Source organism: Labilibaculum manganireducens (assembly GCF_963665805.2).
Classification (GTDB): domain Bacteria; phylum Bacteroidota; class Bacteroidia; order Bacteroidales; family Marinifilaceae; genus Labilibaculum; species Labilibaculum manganireducens.
Window position 1 is genome coordinate 3,574,490 of sequence record NZ_CAXXEE010000003.1, and the last position, 26,486, is coordinate 3,600,975.

The following is a 26,486-nucleotide window of genomic DNA, read 5'->3' on the forward strand; positions in this document are numbered from 1 at the left end:
CTATTTTTGGGGGAGGTGTGCACAAAATATCGAAACCCAGTAACAGACTTTTTTTTTGGCCGGCACATTGCCCGGAGTTTTTCAATATTTTTTTGCTTGTCCGGCTTATTTGCCACATGTATGAGTCAAATTTTTTCTTGAGCAATAAAAAAGACCAAACTTTAGCTCGGCCTATGTATGGGTTTTTAACGGAAAAATGTTAACGACAGGTTTCAATTCATTTTTAGCAATTCAATTTCATTATTTTCAAAGCTATCTATTTTATAGTCCGCTATTTTACAATCAATTTCTTTATTTCCATTCGTAAAAGCGACAACAGTCATACCTGCATTTTTTGCCGCCAACATACCAGTGTATGAATCTTCAATTACGATGCAATCTTCCGGTTTCGTAAATAATTTTTCTGCAGCCCTATAATAAACAGCAGGATCAGGCTTTACTTTTTTTTCAAACTCTGCCGATAATATCGAATCAAATAAATGCAAAATGTCTAATTTCTTTAAAACCACAGGAATAATTCTGCTTGGTGAATTGGTTGCTAATCCAATTTTATATTTTCTTGTTTTCAGTTTTTCAATAAATGATTTTACTCCATTTATTTGGCAATTTTCAGTTTCAATTAGCTCAACAACCCGTGAAATAACCATTTGCTCTACAGCTGCGGCATCTTTATCTTTCCAAGGATATTTGTCATGCCAAAATTGAGTAACTTCAGATGTTGTCATCGACTTTGTTATTTTAGAATATTCGTCAGTCACCTTAACTCCCAAAGAAGTAAATACCTCATATTCCGCCTGTTTCCAATATTTCTCCGAGTCAATTAAGACGCCATCCATATCAAATATAATAGCTTTTTTATTTGTCATATTTATTAGTTTACCGCACCTGTTCTTTTAACTTACCGCTAAGGTAAAAGTGTTTTTTATCCTTTAATTTTTTAAAATTAATAAAACATTTGTTTGGAAAACTGATTTTAGATTCTAAAAACAGTTCAAAAAAAAAAGAATTTATTAAAACTCTTGCAGGTCTTAGATACTGTTTGGATTTAGCAAATTGCAAAGCTAAATTAATACGATCGGGCAGTATACTTATTTGCTTCTGTTATCTTTGTATTTGAAAAACAAAAACCGATACATGAAGAACAAATTGACACTTGACAGATTTCAGGGAAAGGGATGGTATGAATTCATGATTAAGAATTTATGGAGGTATCCAAACAGATTGCTGGCGCTAAAAGCGGCAATTGCCATGAGTATGCTGCTGATTCCATTTGTTGTTACTGGTTCTGCAAATATGGGTTTCACTCTGGCTTTGGGTGCTCTGGCTGGTGCTCTTTCCGAAACCGATGATCATCCCAAAGGACGTGTGAAAACGCTGATTCTTACCATTATTAGTTTCATTATTTCGAGTTTATCGGTCGAATTACTGCTTCCTTATCCAATTCTGTTTGGCATTGGATTAATTGGTTCCACCATTACATTTATTGTTTTGGGCGGACTGGGTGAGCGATACAGAGGCGTTACATTTGGTGCTTTACTCGTTGCTATTTATACCATGTTAGGTGCTGAGATTTCGCCCAACTGGTACTGGCAGCCTTTGCTTTTGCCTGCGGGTGCCTTGTGTTACGGAATACTGTCTCTTATTTTACTTATTCTTCGTCCAAACAGACTATTGGAAGAGCAATTGGCTCAGGGATTCGAAGATCTGAGCCTGTACATGAAGGAAAAAGCACGGCTTTTCCCAAGTGATTCCAAATCGCAGGAAAAAATCCGAGGTCGGTTGGCTACCTTAAATATTCAATTCATCAACTCGTTGGAAAGGTGCAAAAATGTACTCAACTCCTACTCCGATGCTTTGGATGATCCGAACGAACTGCGCCCTTACCTGCATAAATTTGTACTCCTGCAAAGTTTGCACGAAAGAGCTTCTTCGAGTCACGAACGATACGACCTGATAAGTGATGAAGCAGACAACACCGAAATTCTGGAAGGTTTGGGACAATTATTACTGCAATTATCGCTTGCCTGCCACGAGGTTTCGAAAAGCTTGTTAATGGGAACAACTTATCAGCATCCGATTTCATTCAAATGGACAATTGCTGCCTTGAAGGATAAAATTAAAAAACAAAACCCTACAACAAAAAGTACTAATCTTAGCTTGCTGCTCCAAAATCTTACACAATCTCATCTTTCATTGCAAAACATGAGTTACTATGTAGATTCGGGATTGCTTCCTAAGGTGGACAGAGATACCAAAAGCTTATGGCAAAAACTAAGAGAGCAATTGAACTGGTCACATCCGCGATTTAGATATGCCATCCGGTTGAGTACCTGTTTTTTGATTGGCTATTTTCTGATTTTGGGTTTTCATCTGGAAAAAGGATATTGGATTTTACTAACCAGTTTATTTGTATGCCAGCCAAGTTACAGTGAAACCCGGAAAAGACTGTTTCAAAGGATTATTGGAACTCTAAGTGGTGTAGTAACTGGTGTATTGTTTGTACAAATACTTCCTACTCTTGCCGGACAGGTAATTTTGCTGCTGGTAGCTGCTTATGCCTTTTTTGTATGGCTGAGAAAAAACTATGCTCTAGCGGTTGTGTTTGTTACCATTTTTGTCATGGCGGCTTTTAATCTGATTGCAGGAAAAGGGATTGTTGTTATGGGAGCACGGGTAATGGATACTATTATTGGTGCCGTTTTGGCAATAATAGTTGTCCGTTTTATGTGGCCCGATTGGCAATACAAGCGTTTGCCCAACTTACTTTCAACCGCTTTGGAAAAAAACCGAAACTATTTCACCTGTATTTTGCAGGAATACAAAGAATTAAATGAGGATGATTTAAATTACCGCATTGCCAGGTATCGTGCAAATCAGGCTGATAATGCGCTTGCTTTATCGTGGCGGGGAATGAAACTGGAGCCCAAAAAACATCAGAAATTTCAAAAACATGCCTTTGCTTTAACTTATCTCAATCATGCATTACTATCCTATTTATCGGCCTTAGGATCGCACCGCGACATAAAAAACTACATCAGCGATGATCAATGGGAAATGTTTGGAAATATAGAATCAGAATTAAGCAAAGCTGTTAGTGGCTTACAAAAGTCGGAAGCTTGTGACCCGACTCAAAGTCTTAAAACATTCATTGATAATTTAGGACAAAAAATTACTGAAATTGAACGGGGAACTGAGCGCCAAAAATTGGTTTTGCTTTACAATATCGCTGAAGTTACCGAACAGTTACTGGAGGAAGCATCGAAACTGTTTCAAGAATAAATTAACGGTGAGTGCTGTGCTGTTTTTGCACAGACTCACCGCTCCATATTATTTGAACTCAATTTTCACTTTGGCAGTTTGTGCCAGCGACTGACAGGTTAAGATTACATTGTTCTTTACATCTTCGGCACTCAGAGCCATTGTTGTTTTCATTTTCACCTCCCCTTCAATCAGATGAGCTTTGCAGGTACCACAAATACCACCCTGACAAAAATAGGGCGCAGGGGCGCCAATTCGTTTCAATCCTTCTAAAATGGTTTCGTCCTGCACTAGGTGCAACTGAAATTTTTCATTCCTGATTGCTGCATCCACCAGAGCATTCTCCACTGCAGTTAGTCCCTCTTCGTACTCAATAGCCTGAGTGGAAAAATACTCAAAATGAATGAATTTTGACGGGACTCCCATATCAATCAAAGTATCACTAACCATTTGGTTCATTCCATCCGGTCCGCAGATATAATATTCTGTATTTTCGGGAGCGGCTGGATTTTCAAGAAGAAAAGATTCTACCAACTCCTCATTGATCCGGCCACGTTTACCATCCCATGGAGCCAGTGAAAAATCCAGAAATCGTTTCGAAAGGGTTTGAGTAATTTTCAATCGATCAGGATATTTTGCCTGCCACTCCAATAATTCATTGTAAAACAAAATCTCGGGTATACTCCTATTTCCATAAAGCAAAAACACCCTACTGTTTGGTTCTGCCAGCAGTATGGAACTTAACATTGAGTAAATTGGCGTAATTCCACTTCCGGCAGCAAACAAATAATAGGACTTCCCGGCCTTCCCATCCGGATTTACCGTAAAATCTCCTTGAGGAGTGGATATTTCTACAATATCTCCTGCCTTTAAATTGTCCGCTATGTAATTGGAAATCAATCCGTCTTTCTGAATCTTTACTGTTACCTGAAACAAACCTTTTACATACGGCGAGTTGTGCAGGGAATACATTCTAAGTTCTTCCTTGTTATTTACATCAAACCGAAAACAAAGGTGTTGTCCCGGATGAAACTTAAAAACCGATAACAGCTCATCTGGTATTTGAAAGCTTAGTGTTACAGCTTCTTTTATTGGCTTGTGAATTGCAGCTATGGGTATGCGGTAAAATTCCTGATTCATAATATTCTAACTTTCTAAGATTAAGCTTTAAATTACGGAGAATTTCGCGATTTACGACATAAAAAAACCACCTCTCAAAAGGTGGTTCTGTATTTTATCATCGTAAAATATTAGGCTGCCAATTCATTTTCGGCATCTAATTTCCTAGTAATATTGCCATAAATAATTAATGCTATTGCTGATACACCTGCTATCGCAACAAAGTAGTACCATATGTAATGAGCATGAGCTGAAGCAAGTTCCCATTCAGCATGATTGGTAAATAATTTTGGATCCGGACAGTATTTGGACAGTAAAAATCCTGACAATCCAAATCCTAAAATGGAAGAGATAAATGAATGTAAGTGACTAAATCCAAGATACAAACCCTCTTCTCCCTTAGGAGCCTGCAATGAGAAATATTCTAAAAAACGCGGTGAAATAAATGACTCTGCAAATCCTTGGAAAACAATACCAATAATCATCATAAAGGCAACTGGATGCAAACTAAAAAGACCTAAATCAATTGATTCAACATCCAATAAATTACCAGCCGCCATACACAATGCCGACACGGGCATAATGAACATACCAACTGTCATGGAAAACAAGGCCGTTTTCTTTCGCATCAACTGTGTTATTAAACCAACAAAAAGAAAAACGATTAATGGATTCACATTTGCATACCAAGATGGTGATGCTCCTTCTCCTGCCATACGCAACACATATTTTGGCATGGTAGCATACAATTGATGTTGAACCATCCAAAAACCTGTAACAATAAGAATTAAAGCTACTAACCTGCCATTTGAAAGAACTTTAAGTAAAGCGTCCCAAATTTCAGACATACTCTTGCCTTCCCCTTCGTGACTCGTACTTTTGTAGAAGAAGTAAACAGCTGTCAGACCCAATAAAGTGGCTCCAGCCGAAAAATAATTTAAGGTGATTAATCCTTCATTTCCCATTGCCTCACGCAGTGGTTTCACAATGGTTTTCCCCGAAAAAGCACCAATATTCACCATGGTGTAAAAAATAGAAAACCCTTGGGCGCGATTAGCCACGGTTGTTTCCTTTGCTACGGTACCAGTAATCACCGATTTAATAAATGAACCTCCAACCATTATTAAAACGATTATCGGAATGATAAACCATTTGTGCAGACTGTCTTCTAATCCGTTAAAAACAGTAATCTTAGAGTATTCGACCAAGCCTGCTGATTGCAGCATGGTAGGAAATATCGCGAGTCCTGCATATCCAACAGTTAGTAAGGAAAAAGCAAGTAAAAGTGCCTTTTTAAAACCCATTTTATCTGCTAAAGCACCACTAAATGTAGGTAGCAAATACAATCCTCCTGAAAACAAACCTGAAATTAAGGCTGCTTCCACATCAGAAAAGCTTAGTATCCTTGATAAATAAATTGTTATAACAATAAATACCCCATAATATGCAGCTCTTTCCAACAACTCAACAGAGTTGGCTACCCAAAAGGCTCTGGAAAAGCTCTCTCTTATCATTTTCTCTTCACTATTCATGATGTTTTTCGTTAATTATATCTTAAAATTATGCTCTGTCAGTTAAAGCTTAAAAATAGATTTACTTCATGGATATATCAAGTAGGGAAAACCCGACCTTAATTTTTGATAAAACCTGAAAGTGTATTCAAACTATGTTTTAGTTATCATACAGATAAATTTACACTCATAAAAAAAGCTCAGGAGAGTCCTGAGCTTTACACTATATTTTGAAGAAAATTTATTCCCAATCGAGAATCACTTTTCCACAATTTCCTTCTTCCATAATATCGAATCCTTTTTGGAATTCATCAGCTTTAAAGCGATGTGAAATCATTGGAGACAAATCCAATCCACTCATCAACATTTGTTCCATTTGATACCATGTTTCGTACATTTCACGTCCGTAGATTCCTTTTAACTGAAGTCCTTTAAAAATGATATCGTTCCAATTTACTTTTGTTTGCTGAGGCAAAATACCTAAAAGAGAGATCTTACCTGAGTTGTACATATGAGAAACCATATCGCCAAAAGCTGCTGGTGCACCCGAACACTCCAACCCTATATCAAAACCAATCATTCCCAATTCCTTAATTGCGTCATCAAGACTCTCTGTTAAAGGATTAATCACACGATCGGCACCCATTTTCTTAGCTAATTCTATTCTGTATGGATTGGTTTCGGTTGCCACCACGTAACGAGCTCCTGCAAATTTTGCAATTGCCACACACATACTTCCAATTAAACCAGCCCCCGTAACCAATACATCTTCTCCAATTATCGGCCACGAAAGAGTAGTATGTGTTGCATTTCCAAATGGATCCATGATCGCCAAAAGCTCATCACTAATCTCATTGCTCATTTTCATCAAATTCGATGAAGGTATGGCTGCATACTCGGCAAAAATACCATCTATGTTTACGCCAATTCCAACGGTGTGTTCACACACGTGTTTACGTCCGCGTCGGCAGTTTCGGCAGTGTCCGCAAGCTATATGACCTTCGCCTGTTACGCGGTCGCCAATTTTAAAACCAGTAACACCGGCTCCAATTTCAGCTACCTCTCCAACATACTCATGCCCGATAATCATTCCTGGTTTAATGGTATTCTGTGCCCATTCATCCCATTTATAAATGTGAAGATCGGTACCGCAAATAGCTGTTTTTCTAATTTTTACAAGAACATCGTTTACTCCTACTTTAGGAACATCAACTTCTTCCATCCACAAACCTTTTTCAGCTTTGGACTTTACAAGAGCCTTCATTTTAGTCATTGTCGTTTTGTTATATGTGTTGTTGTGTAAGTATTTAAATCTTTGCAAATATGATTGTTGCATATTTGGTTAATCCAATTCGAAAGTATAAAAACTAAATTAGATTTTCAATATGCGGTTTGTAAAAATATTCCGATTCGATCACTTCTGTAAAAGCTTTCTGCAAATCCATATCAGCGCGAGTCTGATGGCAATCGGAAGAATATTGAATTTCAAAGACATACTGACACTCCTATGCTTATTTTATTTCTCAATTTTATAAAACTGAAACCCTGTATCAAGCATAGGATACAACTTTCCGGCTCGCACGATTCGATCTCTTGCCAAATCTGAGATGGTTGAAAAACCCATTCTACCAGCATCCGAATCCTCTTTTACCAATTCTGTATTCTGAACGCAAATAAAACGGCGCTTAGAAGCTTGCTTTTCGTTTAGTTTGAAAACAGCATGAGGCATTGATGCTGAACCGGCAAAAAGATCCAAAATCAAATCCTCATCATCGCTTAACTGCTCCAAAATTACAAGCAGCAAATCGGTTGGTTTTGGATATTTAAACGGCAATCCTTCCGGATATAATTCTTTCAGCTCACGGGTTCCTTTGCTTGTTGGAATATCAGTAATAACCGATGAAATGGGATTAAAAATACTCTTCAGCTCTGACTTGTACTTTTTCAGCAAAAAACGCTTGCCTTTCTCTTTGGGAAATATCAACTTTCCTGAATTGAACCACTCGGTAACACGCGGTTTAGAAAAAGCCCAATATCGTCCGGATGGTGGTAAATATTCCTCTTTTGTAAAGGGGTTGGTAATCACAAAACGGGAATTGGAATTGCCGCTTGCTGCTGACGGATTATCAGGAATCCAATCTCCATTTGGGTCGTTATCAGGATTTGAATAACTGGATAAATCCTTGAGTTCTCCTTTCAACTTTACTTCCTTTGTACTTTTGGCATAGAGCAAAATATATTCATGATTTGCGGCAAATAAATTAACTGAAACATTAGAGTTTGTTCGATTGATCCATATAAAACAACCAACGAAATTATCCTCTCCAAAAACCTCATTGCAAATCAGCTGCACATTAGCCTTCTCGCTTTCGTCAATAGAAACGGCTACTGCACCATCATTGGTTAACAGCTGTCGGGATAAAACCAGCCGCGGATAAATCATGTTCAACCAATTGGTGTGAACTTCACCGCTTTCAATCTGATTTTTCAGTCCAAAATCAACCCGTTCAATTCCGGTACCATCCAAAAAGTCAAGGTACTGATTCGTGCGGATTTTAAACCGGTCATTATAACCAAAATCATTACCTGTGTTATAAGGCGGATCGATATAAATCAATTTGATTTTACCCGCATAATCTTTCTGAAGTAAACGTAAAGCATCTAAATTATCACCTTCCACAAACAGATTTTGAGTCGTTTTTGGCTGAACAGATTTTACCTTATCGAAAACCAGTTTATCTGTACTTTCTTCACGGGCTTGCGTTGCAGCATTCTCTTTTCCGAACCAGGTTAAGCCATAGTTCGATTCATCAACGAACTGATCAGCTTCCAAATAAATTTTAAGCTTCTGAATATCCAGTTGATCTCCTGCAAAGACTTCTGGGAGAAGGCTTTTCAGCTCTTTTATTTTCTTTTGTTTCTGATAAAAAGAGAGTAGGTTTTTTCCTTGCATAACAACAAGTCTGATATAATATGATTTGTTTCACAAACCTACAACTTTTCAGTCTTGAATAAAAATTACAAAATTCAACTTCATGTATATAAAAACGCCTAACAATCCTGATTAAGCAGTAATCTCTCGTGCAAATAATCATCATTGCCACTTATTCGAACCATATAAGCTTCATCAGGCAAATTACATGGTAATTCTTCTTCACAAAACTGATTTTTCGAGCCTAAACTTAAGTACACGATCTCTCCCGATAAATTGATCAATTCGATTCGATACATTCCTATGCTGCACATATTTATACTGATTATTTATTTTTCCGAAGGTAATTGTTGATGGTTCGCTGTTTGTTCTCTATATGTTATTAAAAGTTGATTTAATTGTACGGATTTTTAACTATTCGGGATCCCAAACTTTCCGGCATCGAGTTTTTGTTATCTTTGCGCCATGCAAGCAAAAAACATGGATACTAAAAAGATTTTAGAAAAGCTATCTATTCAGGAATTGAATGAGATGCAAAAGGAATGCGCGAAAGCCTATACAAAAAACAGCGATCTGCTTTTGGTATCTCCAACGGGGTCGGGAAAAACCTTGGCTTTTTTGTTGCCAATGCTTGCTGAACTGGATTCTGAAACAGATGCTGTTCAGACCCTGATTTTAACTCCTGCACGAGAACTTTCTTTGCAAATAGAGACAGTTTTTAAAAGTATGGGAACTGATTTTAAGGTGAATTGCTGCTACGGCGGACATCCAATGTCAACCGAAAAAAACAATTTAAAAACTCCTCCTGCCGTGCTTATTGGTACTCCGGGAAGGATAGCCGATCATATTCGAAGAGGAAATTTTGATTGCAGAAATATCAAAACTCTGATATTGGATGAGTTTGATAAATCTCTGGAATTAGGTTTTCAGAAAGAGATGAAGGAAGTTACACTAGCTCTGCCGTCTAAAATTAAAAAGATACTAACCTCTGCTACCAATAATATCGATATTCCGGATTTTACCAGACTAAATTCACTCATCGAACTGGACTTTATTCCAAATGCAAAACCAATTGCTTTGGATCAAAAGAAAGTAATATCTGTAGAAAAAGACAAATTGGCGACTCTTTTTCAATTGGTTTGTCATTTGGGAAATCAGCCAAGTTTAGTTTTCTGCAATCACCGTGATGCTGTGGAACGAATTGGAAAACACTTTTTAAATGAAGGCATTCAGTGTGATGTTTTTCATGGCGGATTGGAACAGGATGATCGGGAGAGAGCTCTTCTAAAATTCCGAAATGGAAGTCATTACCTGCTGATTGTTACCGATCTTGCTTCAAGAGGGCTGGATATTCCTGAAATTAAGAATGTGATTCACTACCAACTGCCAAGAGTAGAAGAAGCATTTACGCATAGAAACGGACGAACAGCCAGAATGAATGCCGAAGGAACTTCCTACCTGGTGCTTGCTCAGGACGAAACACCACCGGAATTTATCCCTGATGACATTGAAGTGCTTGAACTGGCAGAAGATCAGCCATTACCGGCAGAACCTGAATGGGAGACTCTTTACATTTGTTTGGGTAAAAAAGAAAAGGTAAATAAAATTGACTTGGTTGGATTCTTTTGTAAGGTGGGAAATCTGAAAAAAGAGGAATTGGGAAAAATCGATGTTCTCGATCACTCATCGTTCGTTGCTGTAAAAAGAGGAATGGGCGAAAAATTGGCTCGTAAACTTAAAAACGAACTCATTAAAAAGAAGAAAGTTAAAATTCAGGTTTCGTATTAATCTGAGTTCGATTATTGACTCTTTAATAAAAGAGAAACCTTAAATATCTGGCTAATTATTTAATGCGAAAAGTAATTGACAACTGGATATTATTAGTTAGCTGTTAAGAATTTTATCCCATTGAATAAGTTGACTAAATTTTATTATTCTCCAAAAATATTATCGAGCAGCCGGCTAAACATCTTTTTGGTTTTTGATTCTTTATGCGAAACAGAATTTTGTGTGGAAATGCTTCTGAATATTTGCTCCCATTCCGGCAATCCGCCAAAATTGCGGTCATCGATGTATAAATCAGCGTAAATTTTACGACTAATGGTGTCATCAAATTCCTCTTCGGGATAATTGCTGTTCACAGCATAAAATTCCAGTCCTCTCTTTTCACAGTAATCAACCGCTTCATAAAGATTTTCATCCGTTCTGTATGTCCATAAAATAATTTGATGACCTTCCTTTTGCAATGCGATCAGACTTTCGACAGCAAATGGAATTTCACTTCCAATTTCAGGATATTTATGATGTACAATGGTTCCATCAAAATCTACAGCTATAATCATAAAGAGAATAATTTAAGTATCACGTACTTATAAAAATAAAGAATTCTTTTATTCTTTCTCAATGATTAACGAACAAAAATGGCCTGAATTGTTGTTCAGGCCATTTATTTACTCTTTTAATTACTGGAGACTTTCTCCCACAGCCTTCGGACAATTCCCGGCGAACTGTCTTCATAATAATAACCGTTTCCACTTGTATTTCTTGAGGATTTGCCTTGATATCCATTCATGGCAACATCATTTAATACCAATGAAACGTTCGACAAAGTGCCTTTTACAACCAACTGATTCACAAAACTGATCTGTTCCCGATGACTGAATCCCCGTCGAAGAACAAACAAATTAGCATCTGTAAATTTGCCTGTGATGATTCCATCAGTAACCATGGAAAGAGGCGCATTGTCGATAAATATATAATCATATTTCCCTTCCACTTCGCATAACAATTGCTCAAACCTGCCATTTTCCAATAACTCAGCCGGATTTGGCGGCACAGGTCCTGAGGTTACACAGTGAAGGTTTTTGATGTGTGTTTTCTGAATGATCTCGCTGCATTTGCTATGACTGATTAAATAAGTGCTTAAACCAAGCGCATTATCCAAATCAAAAGCGATTTCAATTTTTGGCTTTCGTAAATCAGCACCAATCAATAACACCTTCTTATTATTCATGGCAACAATGGCTGCCAGATTAACTGCCGCAAATGATTTTCCTTCTTCGGGTATTGTTGAATGAATTCCAATAATTTTAGTCGGATTATTGGGCAGTACATAAGCTAGATTTGTACGCAAGGTTCTAAAAGACTCAGATATAGCCGATCGGGGATGATAAAACACAGGAACTGCTTCGCTGTATTTATTATGAGCAATAGTCCCCAAAATTGGAAGTTGAGTCTTCTTCATGATTTCTTCCTTATTCTGGATATTATCATTAAAGAATTCTTTTAGAATAATGATTAAAAAAGGAAGCCCAATCCCCAAAAACATACCTATTAGTAAATTAATTGCTGTTTTGGGTTTTATTTTAACAATAGTCGCCAATCTTGCCGGATCGATTATTTGCGAATCGGACACATTAGATGCTTTGGCAATGGCCGCTTCCGCACGTTTTTTCAGTAGAAAAGTATAAAGTTCGTTGTTTAAGTCGAAGTTCCTTTTCATACTAACCAGTTTTTGCTCATGCTTTGGCATTCGGGCCAATTGCTCTCTAACGGTTTCCATTCTTGCGCTTAAACTCTGTACTTCGATTCGGGAGTTGGCCACCAGGCTTTGAAGATTTTCCTCTAAACTTTGCTGAATTAACTGAATTTCCTTATTCAGGATAACCAGACTCGGATTTTTCTCCTGAACACTATAAGAAAGCACTTCCCGCTTTCCGTACAAATCAGTCAATTTAGCCACTAATGCATCTAACGAAGGATCTGTAACACCTGTTATGGAAGGTGCTATTACTTGTTTCATTTGATTTACATCGCCTAAATTGCGCAGCAGATTTTTATAGTAATCCAAAGAAATTTGAGCCCTGGACAACTGACTTTCAAGATCCTCCACTTTTGCTACAATTACGCCTGCCTCCTGTCCCAAATCAACAATTCTGTTTCTTGATCTGAAATTGCTAAAACTCTGACCTGCCATTTGAAGAGAATCCACGATTCCCTCCAATTGAGAATCGATGAAACGTACCGTACTTTCAGATTTCTTATTTTTTTCGATCAAACCAAATTGAATGTAAACCCAATTCAATTCATTCAAATAATCAACTCCTCTTTCCGGTTCCGAATTATCTATTCGAAGATGAATCAATTCAGCCTTTTTCTCAGCTACGCTAATAGTCATACTCTCCATATACGCGAGAGTAAGCGCATCTAAATTATTGAAAACGAAAAAATAATTTTCATTCTTATCAATTTCCTCTGCTTTCTTCTTAAGTATAAAATGAAAGTAGTTGTTCTGAAACAACTGATCGAAAAAAGCTATCTTTTCAAATTTAACATGTACTTCATCACCCTTATAATCGGCTTTCCCATCTACTTTAATTTTATAAGATTTATCATCAATCTGAACAATAGAAATTGGTAAGTTGGTTATATTAACCCCGTCCATTTGCTGAACTTCGAATGGTTCATGTCTATATAAACCTCTGTTGGAAAACAATTGCTTTTTATACCAGGATTGATTCCAAGCCAGGTTTCTCATTGCCTTTCGGTTAATGGTATATGATTTAAGAATTTCTAAATGGTTTTGTATGTTTGCTTTGTCCTGAATTTTATAACCATCAAACATACTTTGCGCGCTGGTTTCCCCTGCATCAACATGAATTAAGAGAGTACTCCGCATCATGTAAACCGGATTCGAATACTTACTAATAAAATAAGCCAACAATATCCCCAAGGCTCCGCACACTGCAAACATCTTCCATTTCGACAACAATCGATAAAGAAATTCCTTCACATCCGGACTATCTTTTTGATCAAAATAATCCATTACTTCATCTACATACTTCATTGAAATAAATTTTGTGTTAGAATAATCACCAAGCAAAACGGCTTATTTGTTGGTTAGTATTACACTGGTTATTAATACTGCCGTTGATACTGTTGACAGCAAAAGGCTGTAAACGGCCGAATTCATATTCGTATTTTTAATCCTGTGAGGCTCCACATATACAACATCATTAGGCTGCAGAAAAAATGCTTTCGATTTTAGAAAATCCTTCTTTGTTAAATCCAAACGAAATGTTTCACTTTGTTTCCCGGAGGTTCGCATCACCAAAACATAGTCAATTTTTGCATATTCGGTGATTCCATTCGCCATACTAATGGCTTCCAGCACAGTTAAGCTGCTATTGTAATTGTAGTAAACGCCTGGAGTTGTAACTTCCCCCATTACACTTACTTTGTAATTTAAAAGTTTTACTTTAACACTGGCATCCTTTAAGTATTCGTCTGCCCTCTCCTGAACCTTAGCCTGAGCCTCGGCCTGACTAAGTCCTGCAATTCCTACTGCACCCAGAATTGGCAGAGAAATATTCCCGTTTGAATCTACCTGATAACCATTTAAATACTGGTCGGATTGCTGACTGTACAATTGCTGTGCTCCCCCCATTCCACCTACGCTTTGTGCAGGATTATACAATTGATTCACCTCCGGATTTAAGGATTTAATACTCACAAAAAGATTGTCATTTGTCTTAATCAAATACTCGGGAACATTTGTTGTAAATTCACTTGCCAATATCTCAGCTCCAGTGTCCTGCAGGTAAACCAAATCTTTTTTTGATCGACAGGAAATGATACTCATTACTAAAATGAGGCTCATCAGAAATAAATATTTTTTATTCATGGTCTTGGTTTTTTGTTGATTCCAGTTTAAATATATTGAGATTAACTATTGTCCTTCACCAGTGAACACAACTTTAATGGTGCTGAGAAATAGTATTAAATCCAGTTTTAACGACCAGGTGTCGATGTAAAGCATGTCCAGTTTCATCCATTCCTCGAAAGGAATATTATTGCGGCCGGACACTTGCCAGATACAGGTAATTCCTGGTTTCATACTTAATCGCCGGCGCTGCCAACGTTGATACTGCTGAACTTCGGAAGGTATTGGCGGCCGTGGACCAACAATCGACATTTCGCCCCGAAGAACATTAAAGAACTGAGGCAGCTCATCCAACGAAGTTTTTCGAAGAAATCTGCCTACACGGGTTACCCGCGGATCATTCTTAATTTTGAAAACCGGCCCCGATTGTTCATTCTGATTTTCAAGTTTTACCCGCAAGGCTTCCGCATTTTCCACCATTGTTCTGAACTTCAGACAATGAAAAATACGTCCATTCAAGCCTACCCGCCTTTGACGGAAAAAAACGGAGCCTCCATCTTCAATTTTTATTGCCACTGATATGGCTAATAAAACAGGAGAAATCAATACCACAATAACAAATGAAAACAGGAAATCGAGCATTTCCTTTACCTTAAGGGCAAAGTAATTCTTGGTATTATTTGCGAACGTAAGGAAAGGAAGTTCTTTAAAATAAGTAAGATGAGATCGCTGACTAACAACACTTAACAATTCGGAATAAACACGAAACGTAACTCCAACCTCGGAACAGGCATAAATCAAAGCCCGGACTTCTTCATTATCAAACTTTCCCTTGCAGTAAATTACCTCATCAACCACATTGGCATCTATAATTTCGCTTAGCTGAAAATGCTCATGCAAAACCCGAACGTGCGATTCGTATTTATTTTTGATGTGTTTTCCATCCGACATGATCGCCCAAACATTGTATCCCCAATCGCGGATAAAAAGCATTCGGTCGATAAAGTGCAGATACGATTCATCATCGGCAACAATTAAAACATTTCTGGTATTAAAGCCTTTCCCTCTCAGCAATTTAAATATCCGGTAACTTAACATCCGAAAGCCAAAAAGCACTACAAGATTTAGGCAGGCAAACAAAGCCAGAATTAATGTTGGTACAGAGTCGGTAAGGAATAAGCTTCCTAAATGCAGCAATCCTGAACTGATCACAACAAGGGCAAAATATTCGGCAAACAATTCGGAGTAGGTTTTTACCCGAAGCATCTTACCCAGATTCAACTCCTTTATCAGCGTGTACCAAATGGCAATAATCAGCAGGTAAATTGTATTGTTATCGTGAACATCAATATTTACCGGTCTTAAATAGGTAGTAACTGCCCATGCCACCACCCAATAACAAGCAACTGATAAACCTACTTGCATGAGAGTACTCAAACGTGCAAGGGTTTGTTCTCTTCCTTTAATCATGGTTTTAAGGTTTTAAAGTGAAATTTTAAAAGACCACAGCCAGCTTTTCAAGTTGATGGTTGGTCAACGGCTGTCTGTATTCTGAGTTGAGTATTTTTTATAATAGAGATGCACACTTGCTTCTGTATAAATGAAGTGTGGGTTTATCTGAAAAATTTTTGAATTCGTTCTTTAAATATGTAGTAGAGAAACAGAGAATTGGTTGTTAAGTATCTTTTCCACATTCGGCCGGGCTCCTGCAAAAAACGGTAAAACCATTCCAAACCTGAGTTTTGCATCCAAAGTGGTGCTCTTTTTACTTTTCCGGCTACAACATCAAACGAACCGCCAACGCCCATAATAAAGGGCACTTTTAGCTGATCTTTGTAGGTATTCAGAAAAATCTCCTTGGTTGGAGAACTTATGGCTACAAATAAAATGTCTGCATTCGATGCTGCAATTTGTTCTGCAATATCTGCTTCCTGATCATGGTTAAAATACCCATTTCGGAAACCGGCAATTATTTCTTCTCCAAAAACAGATGTGTATTTTCGAACCACTTCGGATACCACTTCTTCTTTGCCACCGAAGAAAAAGATCCTGTATTTTTTTTTAGCAGCCAAAATAACCAGTTCCTGCATCAAATCAACTCCGGAAACTCTTTCCGGCAAAGGTTCTCCCAATAACCCCGCGGCCCAAACAACAGCCATTCCGTCCGCATTAATAATATCGCTTGCTACTACCGATTTATATAACTCGGTATCGGTTTGCATGTGCACCAGTTTGGCCGCATTTACAACAATGTGTTGAATTGGCTTTTTATCCCGGATCGAATCGTCGATCAGATGAATAGTTTCCTTCATCGTCAACACGTCAACCGGCGAGTTCATTATCGTAATTCTCTTTCTCATATTCCGGTATTTTTATGGTTTCAACTAAATAGTTTGATAAGGACAAAAACATCCAGGCTTGTGCCCATCGGATATAAGGAATCTTATTTTTTCCGCGTTTCCCTAACTGAAAATAGAAATACCCGGATTGATCCTGAAGATTGCTGATTGTCCATTTTAAAACCCGACCGACCAATTCCCTGTTCTCTTCGAACACGTTTAAACTGCTTAGTGTAATTGGCAATTGAGCCGGACAATGTACGTCAATCGGATAAACCGAATTGTTGTAATATTTTGGTGTTCCGTCATCAGCGAAAAAATTGGCCAGGTAATAATCCAATCCCAATTTAATTTGCCGGTCGAAGGAAGAATCCTTACTATATCTGCGATAATCGGATAAAGCTTCGAGATTAAATCCGGTATGAAAATTATCAATCCAGCGATGATAAGGCAAAGTGCCATACGACCATGATCCATCGGAGTTTTGGTGCTTGATGCAATACCTTACCGATTGCTTTGCACAATTCAAAACTTCCTCCTCTTGTGTATAATGATAGATTCTCGACAGCATCCGGCTTCCTAAAAGAGAAGCATTAAAAACCTGAGTTTGATCCAATGGAGAATAGGAAAAACAGAAATCCCCGTTTCCGTCGTAGGTTCGGTTTAAATCCTTCAAAATAAAATCCTTGATTCGTATGGCTGTCTCCAACAACTTTTCATCTCCCAATATTTCGTAGGCATCCAGCAATGCACAGCCTGCATAAGTGGTAACAACTACCGATGGTGTGCCTTTGGGTTGAAAAAAGGCTCTTGCCTGCCAATCGAAATTGTATCCCCAACAGGAGCCCGACCAGCCTTTCGATTGCATTTTCAATAATTTTTCGCTCAGAAAATGAATCCGGGATCTTACCTCCTGTGTTCGATCAAATCGATAAAGCTTACAATATCCACTAAGAAATAAACCAAGACCTTTTGGATTGTAATCCTTCTCAACTCTGGTAAGACCCCGGAAATTTATTGGACTTTTTTTAAATGCCTGAATCCAAATCAATCGCATTAACCTGCTGTTTTTTACAAAAGGAATGGACTGAAAAAATTTGGAATTCAGGCCATCGTATGGGTCCCAGCCTTTGTATTCCTGACTTTCGATATAATTTCGAAGATTTTCGAAACTTGTTTTATACATGTTTTTTAAACGATAGATGGTTAGATAAAAAAGGCTGTTAACTAAAGATTAGCGTCTGATCATGCTTAAAAATTGATTTAGCCTATCGGAGTGCGAAGTTCCAGCCTTAACTCCAACAGGTCTGCGACTCTGTTGGGTTCTCTACTTACAATACCCCAAACACCTAAAGGGGCTTACAAAAAATAAACAAGCATTAGTTGCAGATCAAAGTCCCCTTTAGTGGATTTAGGAGTCTTCTAAACTGTCTCTTGATTAATTTTTACAAGTAATCCGCTTAAAGTATGGAATGCAATTTCCCTTTTCCCTGCTTGTTTGGCCAAATAAAGCAAGGCATCCGGATAGTAGAAATCCTTTGGATGTCCGACCAAAACAAAGGGATGAAACAGCATTGCTGAATGTTTCTGAAGCCTGATTGCCGCTTTTAAAAAGTTTCTCATTTTTCCTTTCGAGAACAAACAAAAATCCCAGGTTAAGGCCTCTTCCTGAAGCAAAAACTGAACCGTCTCCCATTTTGATTTCTTTGCGCTGTTGTTTTTAAATTTCTCTATGGAATTGACTTTGTTCTGCATTGCAGATTTTATTCGTACTGCATCGTATTTTAGAATTCGTCTTCGCTTTAGAGCAAAAATCGGCAATTCCAAAAATCCACTGCCAATGCCGTTTGAACTCATCAAAGAATTATTGGATGCATACCAGTAAGCTTTGGTTTCTAAAATATCCGAATAATCGTAGCGAGATAAATTGCCTTCCGCTTTTCCACCATAATAAACCGAACTATCCGCAATAAAGGAATGCTGTTTAAGAAACTTCAGCAATCGTTCCGATGGATCGATATTGTATCCTCCTGCCCGAAGTATGTTGCACTTGTACTCCGGATTTACAGCTTGCAGAATGGACTCTAAAGTCTCTTTGCCTTTTCGGATTAACTCCGACAATCCCATGCTAATGGTTTCATCCGGCTGATCGGGCACCTCCGGCAACCTCCAGTAATCCAGATTCAGCTGCCATTCCCCTTTTTCATATTTTGCATCAATCCATTGCGGATGCAGGTGCAATTGTACATCGTGCCCCAATTGATAAGCTCTCTGTATTTGCTCTTTCATGGCTGTAGCAGGATTCGACGAATAGCCCATTGTAATTCCACTCTCGTAAGCTTCCTTCAGCTTCCAGTATTCTACCACTTCAAAAAATATAGTCAGCTTGATGTTGTGCTGTTCGCAAATGCTCAACATTCTATTGGTTGGTTCAATAATGTGCTGAAACACATTACCGCGACCAGAACCAAAAAGTTCGTAGTCGAGCGTTAGGCAGAGAGACGTCATGAGATTTTAATGATATTAGTGGTTAGATATTATTTTTAAGGAGGATTGCTTTTAGTACTCAAAAATGGACTCTGCAAACGCAGAATGAGCTCTGCAAGCTCAAAATGGACTCTGCAACACGCAAAATGAGCTCTGCAAGCCAAAAATGGACTCTGCAACACGCAGAATGAGCTCTGCAAGCCAAAAATGGACTCTGCAACACGCAGAATGAGCTCTGCAAGCCAAAAATGGACTCTGCAACACGCAGAATGAGCTCTGTAACAGTCAAAATAAACTCTGCAACATTCAAAATGAGCTCTGCAACACTCAAAATTGATTATGTACTGGTTATTCTCGGATTTGTTCAGGTCTACTCAATGAACTTTCAGCGTTTCACCTGTCGGAAAAACGGTTTCAAATCACCTATATCCCACACATCAAAGGTTCTGCTGCTGAAGTTGAACAGGACTGAGAACATGTGCAATATCTTTCCCGGGTTTTTGGCAATTAAAACCATGTCGCGCAGAACATTCATCCATTGAACCTGTTTGGAATTCTTTTGATTGCTGACACACTCGCCTAAAATATAGGGGATCAAATCAGGATATTTCAGTTTCATGATCCGGATAAAACCAAATGGCCGGGGGTTTACCTCCAAGAGATATGGTTCCCCATTAAAAATCTTAAATTCAACATCTAAAAAACCGGTAAATAATGTTTTGCCAATTAATTGAATGGATTTTTCTTCTATAATTTCGGCAAATTCGCCACGATATTCTTCCACCACCGAAGAGACTCCCGAACGATAATGCCGGACTTCATTCACACAAATTCCTGCCACTAAATTTCCCCGATCGAAATAAGCACCATAGGAAAAATTATTTTGCAAATCTGCTCCCAAAAACTCCTGCATTACCAGCGATTGTTTCTCCCGATCGATAAGAGTTTGATTGAGATTTTTTAGATCTTTTATATTTTGCACCAAACAGGTTTTAAAGGCTGGCTTTTCATACAAATAGATATCCTGATTCCACTTTACAATTTGCGGAAATGTAAAACTCTTGTAATCGGTATCGTGATTCAATTGACTTAGAAGAACTGATTTTGGATATTTACAATCAATCTCCTCAGCCAATTGATAGGTATTTAGTTTGTTCAAAAAAATAGATAAAGCCTCTTTATCTTTAGGTACAACATTAAAAAGAGTGAAAAACTCAGGAAAATGCTTCATCAGAAAAGACAGGTAAAAACCACTCGCAACAATACAATCCTGCATGCTGTTTTTGGAAGCCAAACCCGTTAATTTATGAATCAAATCCTCTTCTGTATCAACAATTAATTTTATGCCGTAACGGGAATACATGGCAATTTCGTTTTTGCGCCCCAGTATAGTAACCAAATATCCTATCCGACTATATTCCCTCAACAAGAATAAAGCTTGTGGCCCTGCACCAACAATCACAATCTGCTTCTGAATCAGGCTCATTTTTTTTCAATTTGAGATACAACTAAATTAAACTTCCCTCTGCCGCTTCTTATCAGTCCCTTTGTTTCAATTTTTTCAAACCTGATTCTGCAATCAGCCCCTAATAAAGCTCTTAAGTTTTGTTCCAATTGGGTGCATTCTAAGTTTGTAAACCCTTTATCTGGAACCAGATTTACAGTTATTTCTCCCACGGTATTTTGAATAATTTGAGCCGCCAGAAGCTGATTTATTTTCTTGAATGCCAAATCCAATCGTCCAATTCGCTGACCATCTTTTAAAATCACATAATCATCATCACGACCTTCTATTTTTTGAACCACACAGGCTCCGTTACTTGTGGGTGCCAGTTGAATTATATCATCTACCTTATAACGAATTAAAGGAAATGCTCTGTTGATAAATCCGGTTGTTATTAAATGATTGTCGGCAAATTCGGTATGAGAATACAATGGAAACTCATGATAATAAGAATCATTAAACTGCCCAAAAGCAACTGTTTGCTCTGCATTTCCATACCAATCGAATATTTTGGTATGGAAAACTTTCTCTACTATTTCTCTTTGGAAATCGTGCAGTACCTCCGAAGAGGTAAATGCAAGCGGAATGTTTAATTCCAAATTGGCTTTGTACAACTCTGTGGCCAATATGTGCATAGAACTTGGATATGCCTTTATTACTTTAGGCTGAAAATCCGTAATCATTTTATGAATTCTGCCAATTTCATCCGCCCCCAAATGAAAGCTGGAGATGTACAAAACATTATTGCTTTTATCGAAATAAGAAACTGTATTCCGATCCAGTACACCTCGAAGAGAAACAACAGGATCACCCAAATGATAACCGTGCATTTGCTGGAAAAAATGTCCGTATGCATACTCTTTTATTGTTGATGAAAAATCTCTGTATACCTGAAGAGGTGTTCCTGTTGTACCACTCGAATAGGCTTTAAAAACCATTAACCTTGATTTGGTTAAAATATCGGCACTGTTTTTTTTAACAATCGATTTATTGATGATTGGTAATTTATTTACATCCGATAAATTTTTAACCGAATCAATAGTTAATCCATGAGACTGATACAGATTTTTATAGAATTTAGAATTCTCAAAAGCATTCCGAAATTGTTTTACAAACTCCTTCTCTTTTAAATCCAGTAATTTCTGTTCCGAACAAGTGCTCAAATCAACAATCTTTTTGAGCTCTTTTTCGAACCCGCTTCCAAACTTAATTTTATAAGCAATCAAATCTTTGATTAATCGATAAGTCATATTCGATATGGTTTAAGTCTCCTGCATAATTTCTCTGATCACCTGATTTCCCTTCTGAGAACTGAGGTTTGAAACCATCAAATTATACTTCCCTGATACTGTTCTAATGATTTGGTCTTCGCCAATTTCTTTGTAATGAATCTTACAATCAGCACCCAAAAGCTGAGTTAAATTCTTAATGAGGTTCGCTTTATTCGTCTCCGTAAAATTCTCATCGGGAATGATATTCAAATTGATTTCACCTGCCACATTCTGAACGATTTGTGCTCCCAGAATGTTCTTTACATTGCTAAAATTAAAGGCATGATCCAACAGGCCGATTTGCTGCCCGTTTTTCAACAACACATACTGATTGTCCCGTCCTAAAATTCGGCTGGTACAACAACGAATGCAGCTGCTGCCGCACTTCAGTTTTATCACATCATCAATTTTGTAACGAATCAACGGAAAAGACTTATTAATAAAACCCGTAGTAATAATGCACTTTTCCTGCACCTCAACATGACCATACAAAGGAATATCCTGATACAAACCTTCCTTCACCTGTCCCAAAGAAATCGTCTGCTCGGAATTCCCATACCAGTCGAAAATTTTTGTGTGCAGAATCTTTTCAATAATACTTCGTTGAAAATCGTGCAGCACTTCGGAAGAAGTAAAAGCCAGCGGGATCTGTAAATCGAGTCCTGCTTTGTACAGTTCTACCGAAAGAATCTGCAGAGAGGATGGATATGCCTTTACTACCTTGGGTCCGAAATCTTTAATTAACCGGTAATACTTCTTAATATTTTTTTCATTCAGATTATAGCTCGACAAGTGAAGGGTATTTAATGAACGATCGTATCTGGAAATTTCACTTTGATCTAAATCTCCTTTGATAGAAATCACTTTATCGCCCAACTGATACCCGTGCATACTTTGAAAATAGTATCCGTAAGAATATTCTTTACAAACCGATTGATAATCGCGGTACAGCTTTAACGGCGATCCGGTTGTTCCGCTGGTATAAGCGGTATAAACAAACAATTTATTACAGGTTAGCAAATCATCCACCCTATGGCGTATATCTTCTTTTGTGATGATTGGAATCAATTTTGCATCATCGGTTGACTGGATTGAATTTAAGTGCAATCCGTGCTCCTGATAAAGCTTATTATAAAATTTAGAATTGGTAAATGCATTTTGATATTGCTTTACAAATTCCTGATTTTTCAGTTCTAATAATTGAGATTCGCTAATTGAGTATAAGTCGGCTATCCGCTGTAATTCTTTCGAAAACCGGTAACCAAACTTAATTTTGCTCAATAAGTAATCCCTTACTGCTCTGTAGTTCATGGTAAATTGAAAATAGAGTTTTTAAAACGCTTTGTGGATAGAAGTCAACACTCCCTTTTGCCGACCTTTCAGAGTAAATCTGTATCAAATTATGATTGTTTAGTAAATTTAAAATGGCTTTTTTTATCCCTTCCTCATTTCCGGCATCCACTAAAATGCCATTCTTGTATTTGTAAATTAAATCAGGGATACCTCCGGCATTACTTGATATGATTGGAAGCGAATAACTCATTGCTTCCAAAATAGATAAGGGCAATCCTTCCTTGTAGGAAGGCAAAATAAAAATGTGCGATGAGCGCATCAACTGATCTTTTTTCTCTGCATCTACCCAACCTTCAAATTGTACCAGATTCTCTAATTTCCATCTCGAAATATATTTCGTTAGCCGGGCCACTTCTCCATTACCGGCAATCTTTAAGCATAGTCTCCCCTCAAAATTGGTTCTGTTTTTCGAAATGGTTTTTAATAAATCAAATATTCCCTTATTGTCACCAATTAAGCCCAAAAAGAGAAACTGAAGTTTGCCATTCAACACTATTTTATTGGGTTCGGCCGGAGGAATAATCATGTTGTTTAAAATCACAATCCGCTTCGGATGAAACGCGCTGGAAAAGAAATGCTTCCATTTTTCAGTCAGGCAAAAAACAACATCGGCAGACTGAATTACGTAACGAATTCTCTTTTGTATAAATACCGGTGATTCCAAATAAAAATCGCGAAACCCACCTCCGTGGATATGATAGATCAGTTTCTTGTTAAACAGCCTGTGAACAATCGAGAACAGAATGTATTTGCGGTAAAAACTGCCTTTCGATGCTCCGTGAATATGAATAATTTTAATGTCTGAATCGTTTAAAAGGCGAAGTATCAATTCAATTACACAAGCAGGAAACCAAATACTATTCAACACTTTTGAGTTGAATCGATGAGTAACAATCAGCTTAAATGGTTTGATGTGTTTCGAATAATTATTTACACACAAGCCGATTCCACCTTTACTTTTTGTATTTCCCGGAGCAATAAATAATACTTCTTTCATTAGAAATGTAATATGAAGTTTATAAGGTGAAAAACAGTTTCATTTTCAAGAATACTGATCTATGATTTGAACACTGACTTTCCTGTTTTCTGATTTTAATTTCAATTGCAAAGGCTGAATGTACTGATGCCACAAACCCAACATGCGTGCAATGTTCTCGTACTTCCCTCCTTTTGTATTGATAGAAATTCTGGGGAGTTCGTACATTCCATTATTTTCCCGGCTAAGATTTGGACTTGTAGTAAAAGCCATTTTATAGCCATTCTTTTTTAAGAATTCAAAATCTCTTTCATCGTAATCGCCGTTTGGATATGCGAATGAATTAATTTCCGTTTTCAACCAGCTCTCTAAAATCTTTTTCGATTCGGAATACTCAAATGCCAGTTCCTCATCGCTGCATTGAATACCAATTGGATGATGATAGGTATGCGATCCGATGGTTACAAGCGGATGCTTGTGCAAATATTCCAGTTCTTTCAGATTTACAGCCGATCTCTTTAAAATTCGTTCAGCAGCAGCATTTCGAACATATTCCATTCGCTGACTGTTTTTCATCCTTTTTAAATCATCTGCACCATTTATTTCGGGATGCTTACTTTTTAAATAAGGAACATATTCCCACCAATAATTTCCCGACACAACCGGTTTAACGGGTGTAAAAATTGAAATTGGAATTTGATATTTCTCAATAACAGGAATCAACTTTAAGTTCCCTTTCCAGGCATCATCAAACGAAACAAAGGCTTTCCTTTCCTTCAACTCATCTCTGCCAAGCGCAAAATCATACAATTCTTTCTCACTGATAAAATGAAAATTATGAGCTTTTAAAAACCGAATTATTCCTTGAAACAAGAAAGGGGACGGGTTGTGAAAATAGATGGACAAAACATGTTTATCGAACTTTTTCAATCCATAACTTTTAAAAAGTAAAAGCAGAACCATTCCCAAAATATCTCCAAGTATTTTCTTAAATCCTTCCATTGCCGTTTATATTTTGAAGATTTTTAATTACTTGCTGATCTTCCTTTTTTAACCTGTATTTAAAGTAAGGCAATGCAAGTAAGGATTTTAAGCGAAGTTTATAATCGAAACACATATAATAGCGGTCAATCTGATTGGTAAATTGAAATTTATAAGTGTCTAATCCCATACCAAACGACATTTTCAGCTTTTTTTCACTAAAACTATTCTTTATAACCGCATCTAAGCAATGAATTCCTGCACCATATTTTCGGTAATCCCGATCAAAGGCACCATCAATCCCAATTCTTTCTCCATTCCAATCGATACATGTTGCATACGCTACCACTTGCTGATTAAACCTGACAAACACGACCTGCGAAGGAAATTTTTCATACATTTTTAAATGAAACTGTTCTTTTTCAGCATCTTCGTACAAAAAACTTTTCCCATCAACTTCTTTCGATTTCGCAATTCGTCTAATTTCAGATAAACTCTTATCATTTATTTTCTCATAACTTAGCTCGAACTCAAAACCATCTTTTTTAATTTTTCGAAAAGTTCTGCCCAAATCTTCGCGAAATTTTCTTGCATATACCGCATCCGAGAACTCCTCATAACTATCATATTTGCCTACTTGCACAAAAGGAGCACCAGCGTAATGAAACAGCCGATACTTATTGGCCAAAACCGATGATTCGGGCAAGTATTTGAGAAATAAAAAATGAAAATTAATATTGGTTTTTATCCACGAAATCAATTCAGATGAAAAGCATTCTTCCAGATCACCAAACTTTATAATATCATTGCCGAGGCAGGACCACTGCTGTCCCATAAATTCTAAAAATTCAATTTTCACCACTTTAAAATAAGTCCGGTATAATTTCACAAGCGGAACTACAGCAGCAAGCTGATCATCTTTATAAGCAGCTATAATGCAGGCCTTTTTATTGTATCCAAACACATTGTTTTCAACTTTTTCGAAAACAGAAAACCAATTGTAAATCCAGTTGAACTGATTACTTGGGAAATCCCCTGTATAACCAATCTCCTTGAGATCATTTAAAGTGATAAAGCGAAAATGATACATGTT

General features: G+C 37.4%; 21 protein-coding genes. 2 read left to right on the forward strand and 19 right to left on the reverse strand.

Translation table 11 applies throughout. The annotated features are described in order from the left end of the window. Nucleotides 1-212: 212 nt before the first annotated feature. Entirely contained in the window at nt 213-866 is a 654-nt protein-coding gene (hxpB, locus tag ACHZAX_RS13840) for a hexitol phosphatase HxpB (protein WP_320019543.1), read from the reverse strand. Nucleotides 867-1,134: 268 nt separating this feature from the next. Here hxpB and yccS point away from each other — a divergent pair, with 268 nt between their 5' ends. Next, nucleotides 1,135-3,279: a YccS family putative transporter gene (gene yccS, locus ACHZAX_RS13845; RefSeq protein WP_320019544.1), complete on the forward strand. Its 2,145-nt coding sequence runs from the start codon at nt 1,135-1,137 to the stop codon at nt 3,277-3,279. Between the two features lie 48 nt (nt 3,280-3,327). Here yccS and ACHZAX_RS13850 read toward each other — a convergent pair whose 3' ends face one another. The 5 genes from ACHZAX_RS13850 to ACHZAX_RS13870 all read right to left on the reverse strand — a co-directional run bounded on the left by ACHZAX_RS13850 (nt 3,328) and on the right by ACHZAX_RS13870 (nt 9,119). After that, nucleotides 3,328-4,398 (reverse strand): ferredoxin--NADP reductase, encoded by a 1,071-nt coding sequence (locus ACHZAX_RS13850; protein WP_320019545.1) that lies wholly within the window; start codon nt 4,396-4,398, stop codon nt 3,328-3,330. A 110-nt stretch (nt 4,399-4,508) separates the two neighbouring features. Beyond that, complete coding sequence (locus tag ACHZAX_RS13855; RefSeq protein WP_218973024.1) at nt 4,509-5,909, reverse strand: MFS transporter; 1,401 nt, start codon at nt 5,907-5,909, stop codon at nt 4,509-4,511. Between the two features lie 220 nt (nt 5,910-6,129). Continuing rightward, nucleotides 6,130-7,161 carry an L-threonine 3-dehydrogenase gene (gene tdh, locus ACHZAX_RS13860; protein ID WP_245870284.1) on the reverse strand — a complete coding sequence of 344 codons (1,032 nt, stop codon included), beginning with the start codon at nt 7,159-7,161 and terminating at the stop codon, nt 6,130-6,132. A 243-nt stretch (nt 7,162-7,404) separates the two neighbouring features. Then, nucleotides 7,405-8,841, reverse strand: coding sequence for a site-specific DNA-methyltransferase (locus ACHZAX_RS13865; protein WP_320019546.1), 1,437 nt, complete (start codon nt 8,839-8,841; stop codon nt 7,405-7,407). A gap of 98 nt (nt 8,842-8,939) precedes the next feature. Next, entirely contained in the window at nt 8,940-9,119 is a 180-nt protein-coding gene (locus tag ACHZAX_RS13870) for a hypothetical protein (protein ID WP_320019547.1), read from the reverse strand. Nucleotides 9,120-9,300: 181 nt separating this feature from the next. On the opposite strand from ACHZAX_RS13870, the gene ACHZAX_RS13875 reads away from it, so the two are divergent. Beyond that, nucleotides 9,301-10,608, forward strand: coding sequence for a DEAD/DEAH box helicase (locus tag ACHZAX_RS13875; RefSeq protein ID WP_320019548.1), 1,308 nt, complete (start codon nt 9,301-9,303; stop codon nt 10,606-10,608). Between the two features lie 143 nt (nt 10,609-10,751). Here ACHZAX_RS13875 and ACHZAX_RS13880 read toward each other — a convergent pair whose 3' ends face one another. The 13 genes from ACHZAX_RS13880 to ACHZAX_RS13940 form a co-directional block, all read right to left on the reverse strand. Beyond that, nucleotides 10,752-11,162 carry a BT0820 family HAD-type phosphatase gene (locus ACHZAX_RS13880; protein ID WP_320019549.1) on the reverse strand — a complete coding sequence of 137 codons (411 nt, stop codon included), beginning with the start codon at nt 11,160-11,162 and terminating at the stop codon, nt 10,752-10,754. Between the two features lie 116 nt (nt 11,163-11,278). Continuing rightward, nucleotides 11,279-13,666 carry a GumC family protein gene (locus ACHZAX_RS13885; RefSeq protein WP_320019550.1) on the reverse strand — a complete coding sequence of 796 codons (2,388 nt, stop codon included), beginning with the start codon at nt 13,664-13,666 and terminating at the stop codon, nt 11,279-11,281. A gap of 42 nt (nt 13,667-13,708) precedes the next feature. After that, nucleotides 13,709-14,503 carry a polysaccharide biosynthesis/export family protein gene (locus tag ACHZAX_RS13890; protein ID WP_320019551.1) on the reverse strand — a complete coding sequence of 265 codons (795 nt, stop codon included), beginning with the start codon at nt 14,501-14,503 and terminating at the stop codon, nt 13,709-13,711. 45 nt (nt 14,504-14,548) lie between these two features. Next, nucleotides 14,549-15,952, reverse strand: coding sequence for a sugar transferase (locus ACHZAX_RS13895; RefSeq protein ID WP_101308979.1), 1,404 nt, complete (start codon nt 15,950-15,952; stop codon nt 14,549-14,551). Between the two features lie 143 nt (nt 15,953-16,095). Beyond that, nucleotides 16,096-16,842, reverse strand: a complete 747-nt coding sequence (locus ACHZAX_RS13900; RefSeq protein WP_320019552.1) for a WecB/TagA/CpsF family glycosyltransferase — start codon at nt 16,840-16,842, stop codon at nt 16,096-16,098. Continuing rightward, nucleotides 16,805-18,007: a hypothetical protein gene (locus ACHZAX_RS13905; protein WP_320019553.1), complete on the reverse strand. Its 1,203-nt coding sequence runs from the start codon at nt 18,005-18,007 to the stop codon at nt 16,805-16,807. The genes ACHZAX_RS13900 and ACHZAX_RS13905 overlap by 38 nt, the downstream gene beginning before the upstream one ends. Before the next feature lie 236 nt (nt 18,008-18,243). Continuing rightward, nucleotides 18,244-19,329: a polysaccharide deacetylase family protein gene (locus tag ACHZAX_RS13910; protein ID WP_320019554.1), complete on the reverse strand. Its 1,086-nt coding sequence runs from the start codon at nt 19,327-19,329 to the stop codon at nt 18,244-18,246. Nucleotides 19,330-19,693: 364 nt separating this feature from the next. After that, the gene (locus ACHZAX_RS13915) at nt 19,694-20,794 is read right to left on the reverse strand and encodes a hypothetical protein (RefSeq protein ID WP_320019555.1); all 1,101 of its coding nucleotides are present in this window, start codon (nt 20,792-20,794) and stop codon (nt 19,694-19,696) included. Continuing rightward, complete coding sequence (locus tag ACHZAX_RS13920; protein ID WP_320019556.1) at nt 20,791-22,062, reverse strand: phenylacetate--CoA ligase family protein; 1,272 nt, start codon at nt 22,060-22,062, stop codon at nt 20,791-20,793. The genes ACHZAX_RS13915 and ACHZAX_RS13920 overlap by 4 nt, the downstream gene beginning before the upstream one ends. Nucleotides 22,063-22,074: 12 nt before the next feature. Then, nucleotides 22,075-23,394, reverse strand: a complete 1,320-nt coding sequence (locus ACHZAX_RS13925) for a phenylacetate--CoA ligase family protein (RefSeq protein WP_320019557.1) — start codon at nt 23,392-23,394, stop codon at nt 22,075-22,077. Then, nucleotides 23,351-24,433 carry a glycosyltransferase family 4 protein gene (locus ACHZAX_RS13930; RefSeq protein WP_101308971.1) on the reverse strand — a complete coding sequence of 361 codons (1,083 nt, stop codon included), beginning with the start codon at nt 24,431-24,433 and terminating at the stop codon, nt 23,351-23,353. Before ACHZAX_RS13930 ends, ACHZAX_RS13925 begins: the two co-directional genes overlap by 44 nt. Nucleotides 24,434-24,478: 45 nt before the next feature. Next, entirely contained in the window at nt 24,479-25,414 is a 936-nt protein-coding gene (locus ACHZAX_RS13935) for a polysaccharide deacetylase family protein (protein WP_320019558.1), read from the reverse strand. Further along, the gene (locus tag ACHZAX_RS13940) at nt 25,401-26,483 is read right to left on the reverse strand and encodes a GNAT family N-acetyltransferase (protein WP_320019559.1); all 1,083 of its coding nucleotides are present in this window, start codon (nt 26,481-26,483) and stop codon (nt 25,401-25,403) included. Before ACHZAX_RS13940 ends, ACHZAX_RS13935 begins: the two co-directional genes overlap by 14 nt. Nucleotides 26,484-26,486: the final 3 nt, after the last annotated feature.

Coding starts and splice junctions, on each gene's coding strand:
- hxpB (WP_320019543.1), bottom strand. CDS start 866: ATGACAAATAAAAAAGCTATTATATTTGATATGGATGGCGTCTTAATT.
- yccS (WP_320019544.1), top strand. CDS start 1,135: ATGAAGAACAAATTGACACTTGACAGATTTCAGGGAAAGGGATGGTAT.
- ACHZAX_RS13850 (WP_320019545.1), bottom strand. CDS start 4,398: ATGAATCAGGAATTTTACCGCATACCCATAGCTGCAATTCACAAGCCA.
- ACHZAX_RS13855 (WP_218973024.1), bottom strand. CDS start 5,909: ATGAATAGTGAAGAGAAAATGATAAGAGAGAGCTTTTCCAGAGCCTTT.
- tdh (WP_245870284.1), bottom strand. CDS start 7,161: ATGACTAAAATGAAGGCTCTTGTAAAGTCCAAAGCTGAAAAAGGTTTG.
- ACHZAX_RS13865 (WP_320019546.1), bottom strand. CDS start 8,841: ATGCAAGGAAAAAACCTACTCTCTTTTTATCAGAAACAAAAGAAAATA.
- ACHZAX_RS13870 (WP_320019547.1), bottom strand. CDS start 9,119: ATGTATCGAATCGAATTGATCAATTTATCGGGAGAGATCGTGTACTTA.
- ACHZAX_RS13875 (WP_320019548.1), top strand. CDS start 9,301: ATGGATACTAAAAAGATTTTAGAAAAGCTATCTATTCAGGAATTGAAT.
- ACHZAX_RS13880 (WP_320019549.1), bottom strand. CDS start 11,162: ATGATTATAGCTGTAGATTTTGATGGAACCATTGTACATCATAAATAT.
- ACHZAX_RS13885 (WP_320019550.1), bottom strand. CDS start 13,666: ATGAAGTATGTAGATGAAGTAATGGATTATTTTGATCAAAAAGATAGT.
- ACHZAX_RS13890 (WP_320019551.1), bottom strand. CDS start 14,503: ATGAATAAAAAATATTTATTTCTGATGAGCCTCATTTTAGTAATGAGT.
- ACHZAX_RS13895 (WP_101308979.1), bottom strand. CDS start 15,952: ATGATTAAAGGAAGAGAACAAACCCTTGCACGTTTGAGTACTCTCATG.
- ACHZAX_RS13900 (WP_320019552.1), bottom strand. CDS start 16,842: ATGAGAAAGAGAATTACGATAATGAACTCGCCGGTTGACGTGTTGACG.
- ACHZAX_RS13905 (WP_320019553.1), bottom strand. CDS start 18,007: ATGTATAAAACAAGTTTCGAAAATCTTCGAAATTATATCGAAAGTCAG.
- ACHZAX_RS13910 (WP_320019554.1), bottom strand. CDS start 19,329: ATGACGTCTCTCTGCCTAACGCTCGACTACGAACTTTTTGGTTCTGGT.
- ACHZAX_RS13915 (WP_320019555.1), bottom strand. CDS start 20,794: ATGAGCCTGATTCAGAAGCAGATTGTGATTGTTGGTGCAGGGCCACAA.
- ACHZAX_RS13920 (WP_320019556.1), bottom strand. CDS start 22,062: ATGACTTATCGATTAATCAAAGATTTGATTGCTTATAAAATTAAGTTT.
- ACHZAX_RS13925 (WP_320019557.1), bottom strand. CDS start 23,394: ATGAACTACAGAGCAGTAAGGGATTACTTATTGAGCAAAATTAAGTTT.
- ACHZAX_RS13930 (WP_101308971.1), bottom strand. CDS start 24,433: ATGAAAGAAGTATTATTTATTGCTCCGGGAAATACAAAAAGTAAAGGT.
- ACHZAX_RS13935 (WP_320019558.1), bottom strand. CDS start 25,414: ATGGAAGGATTTAAGAAAATACTTGGAGATATTTTGGGAATGGTTCTG.
- ACHZAX_RS13940 (WP_320019559.1), bottom strand. CDS start 26,483: ATGTATCATTTTCGCTTTATCACTTTAAATGATCTCAAGGAGATTGGT.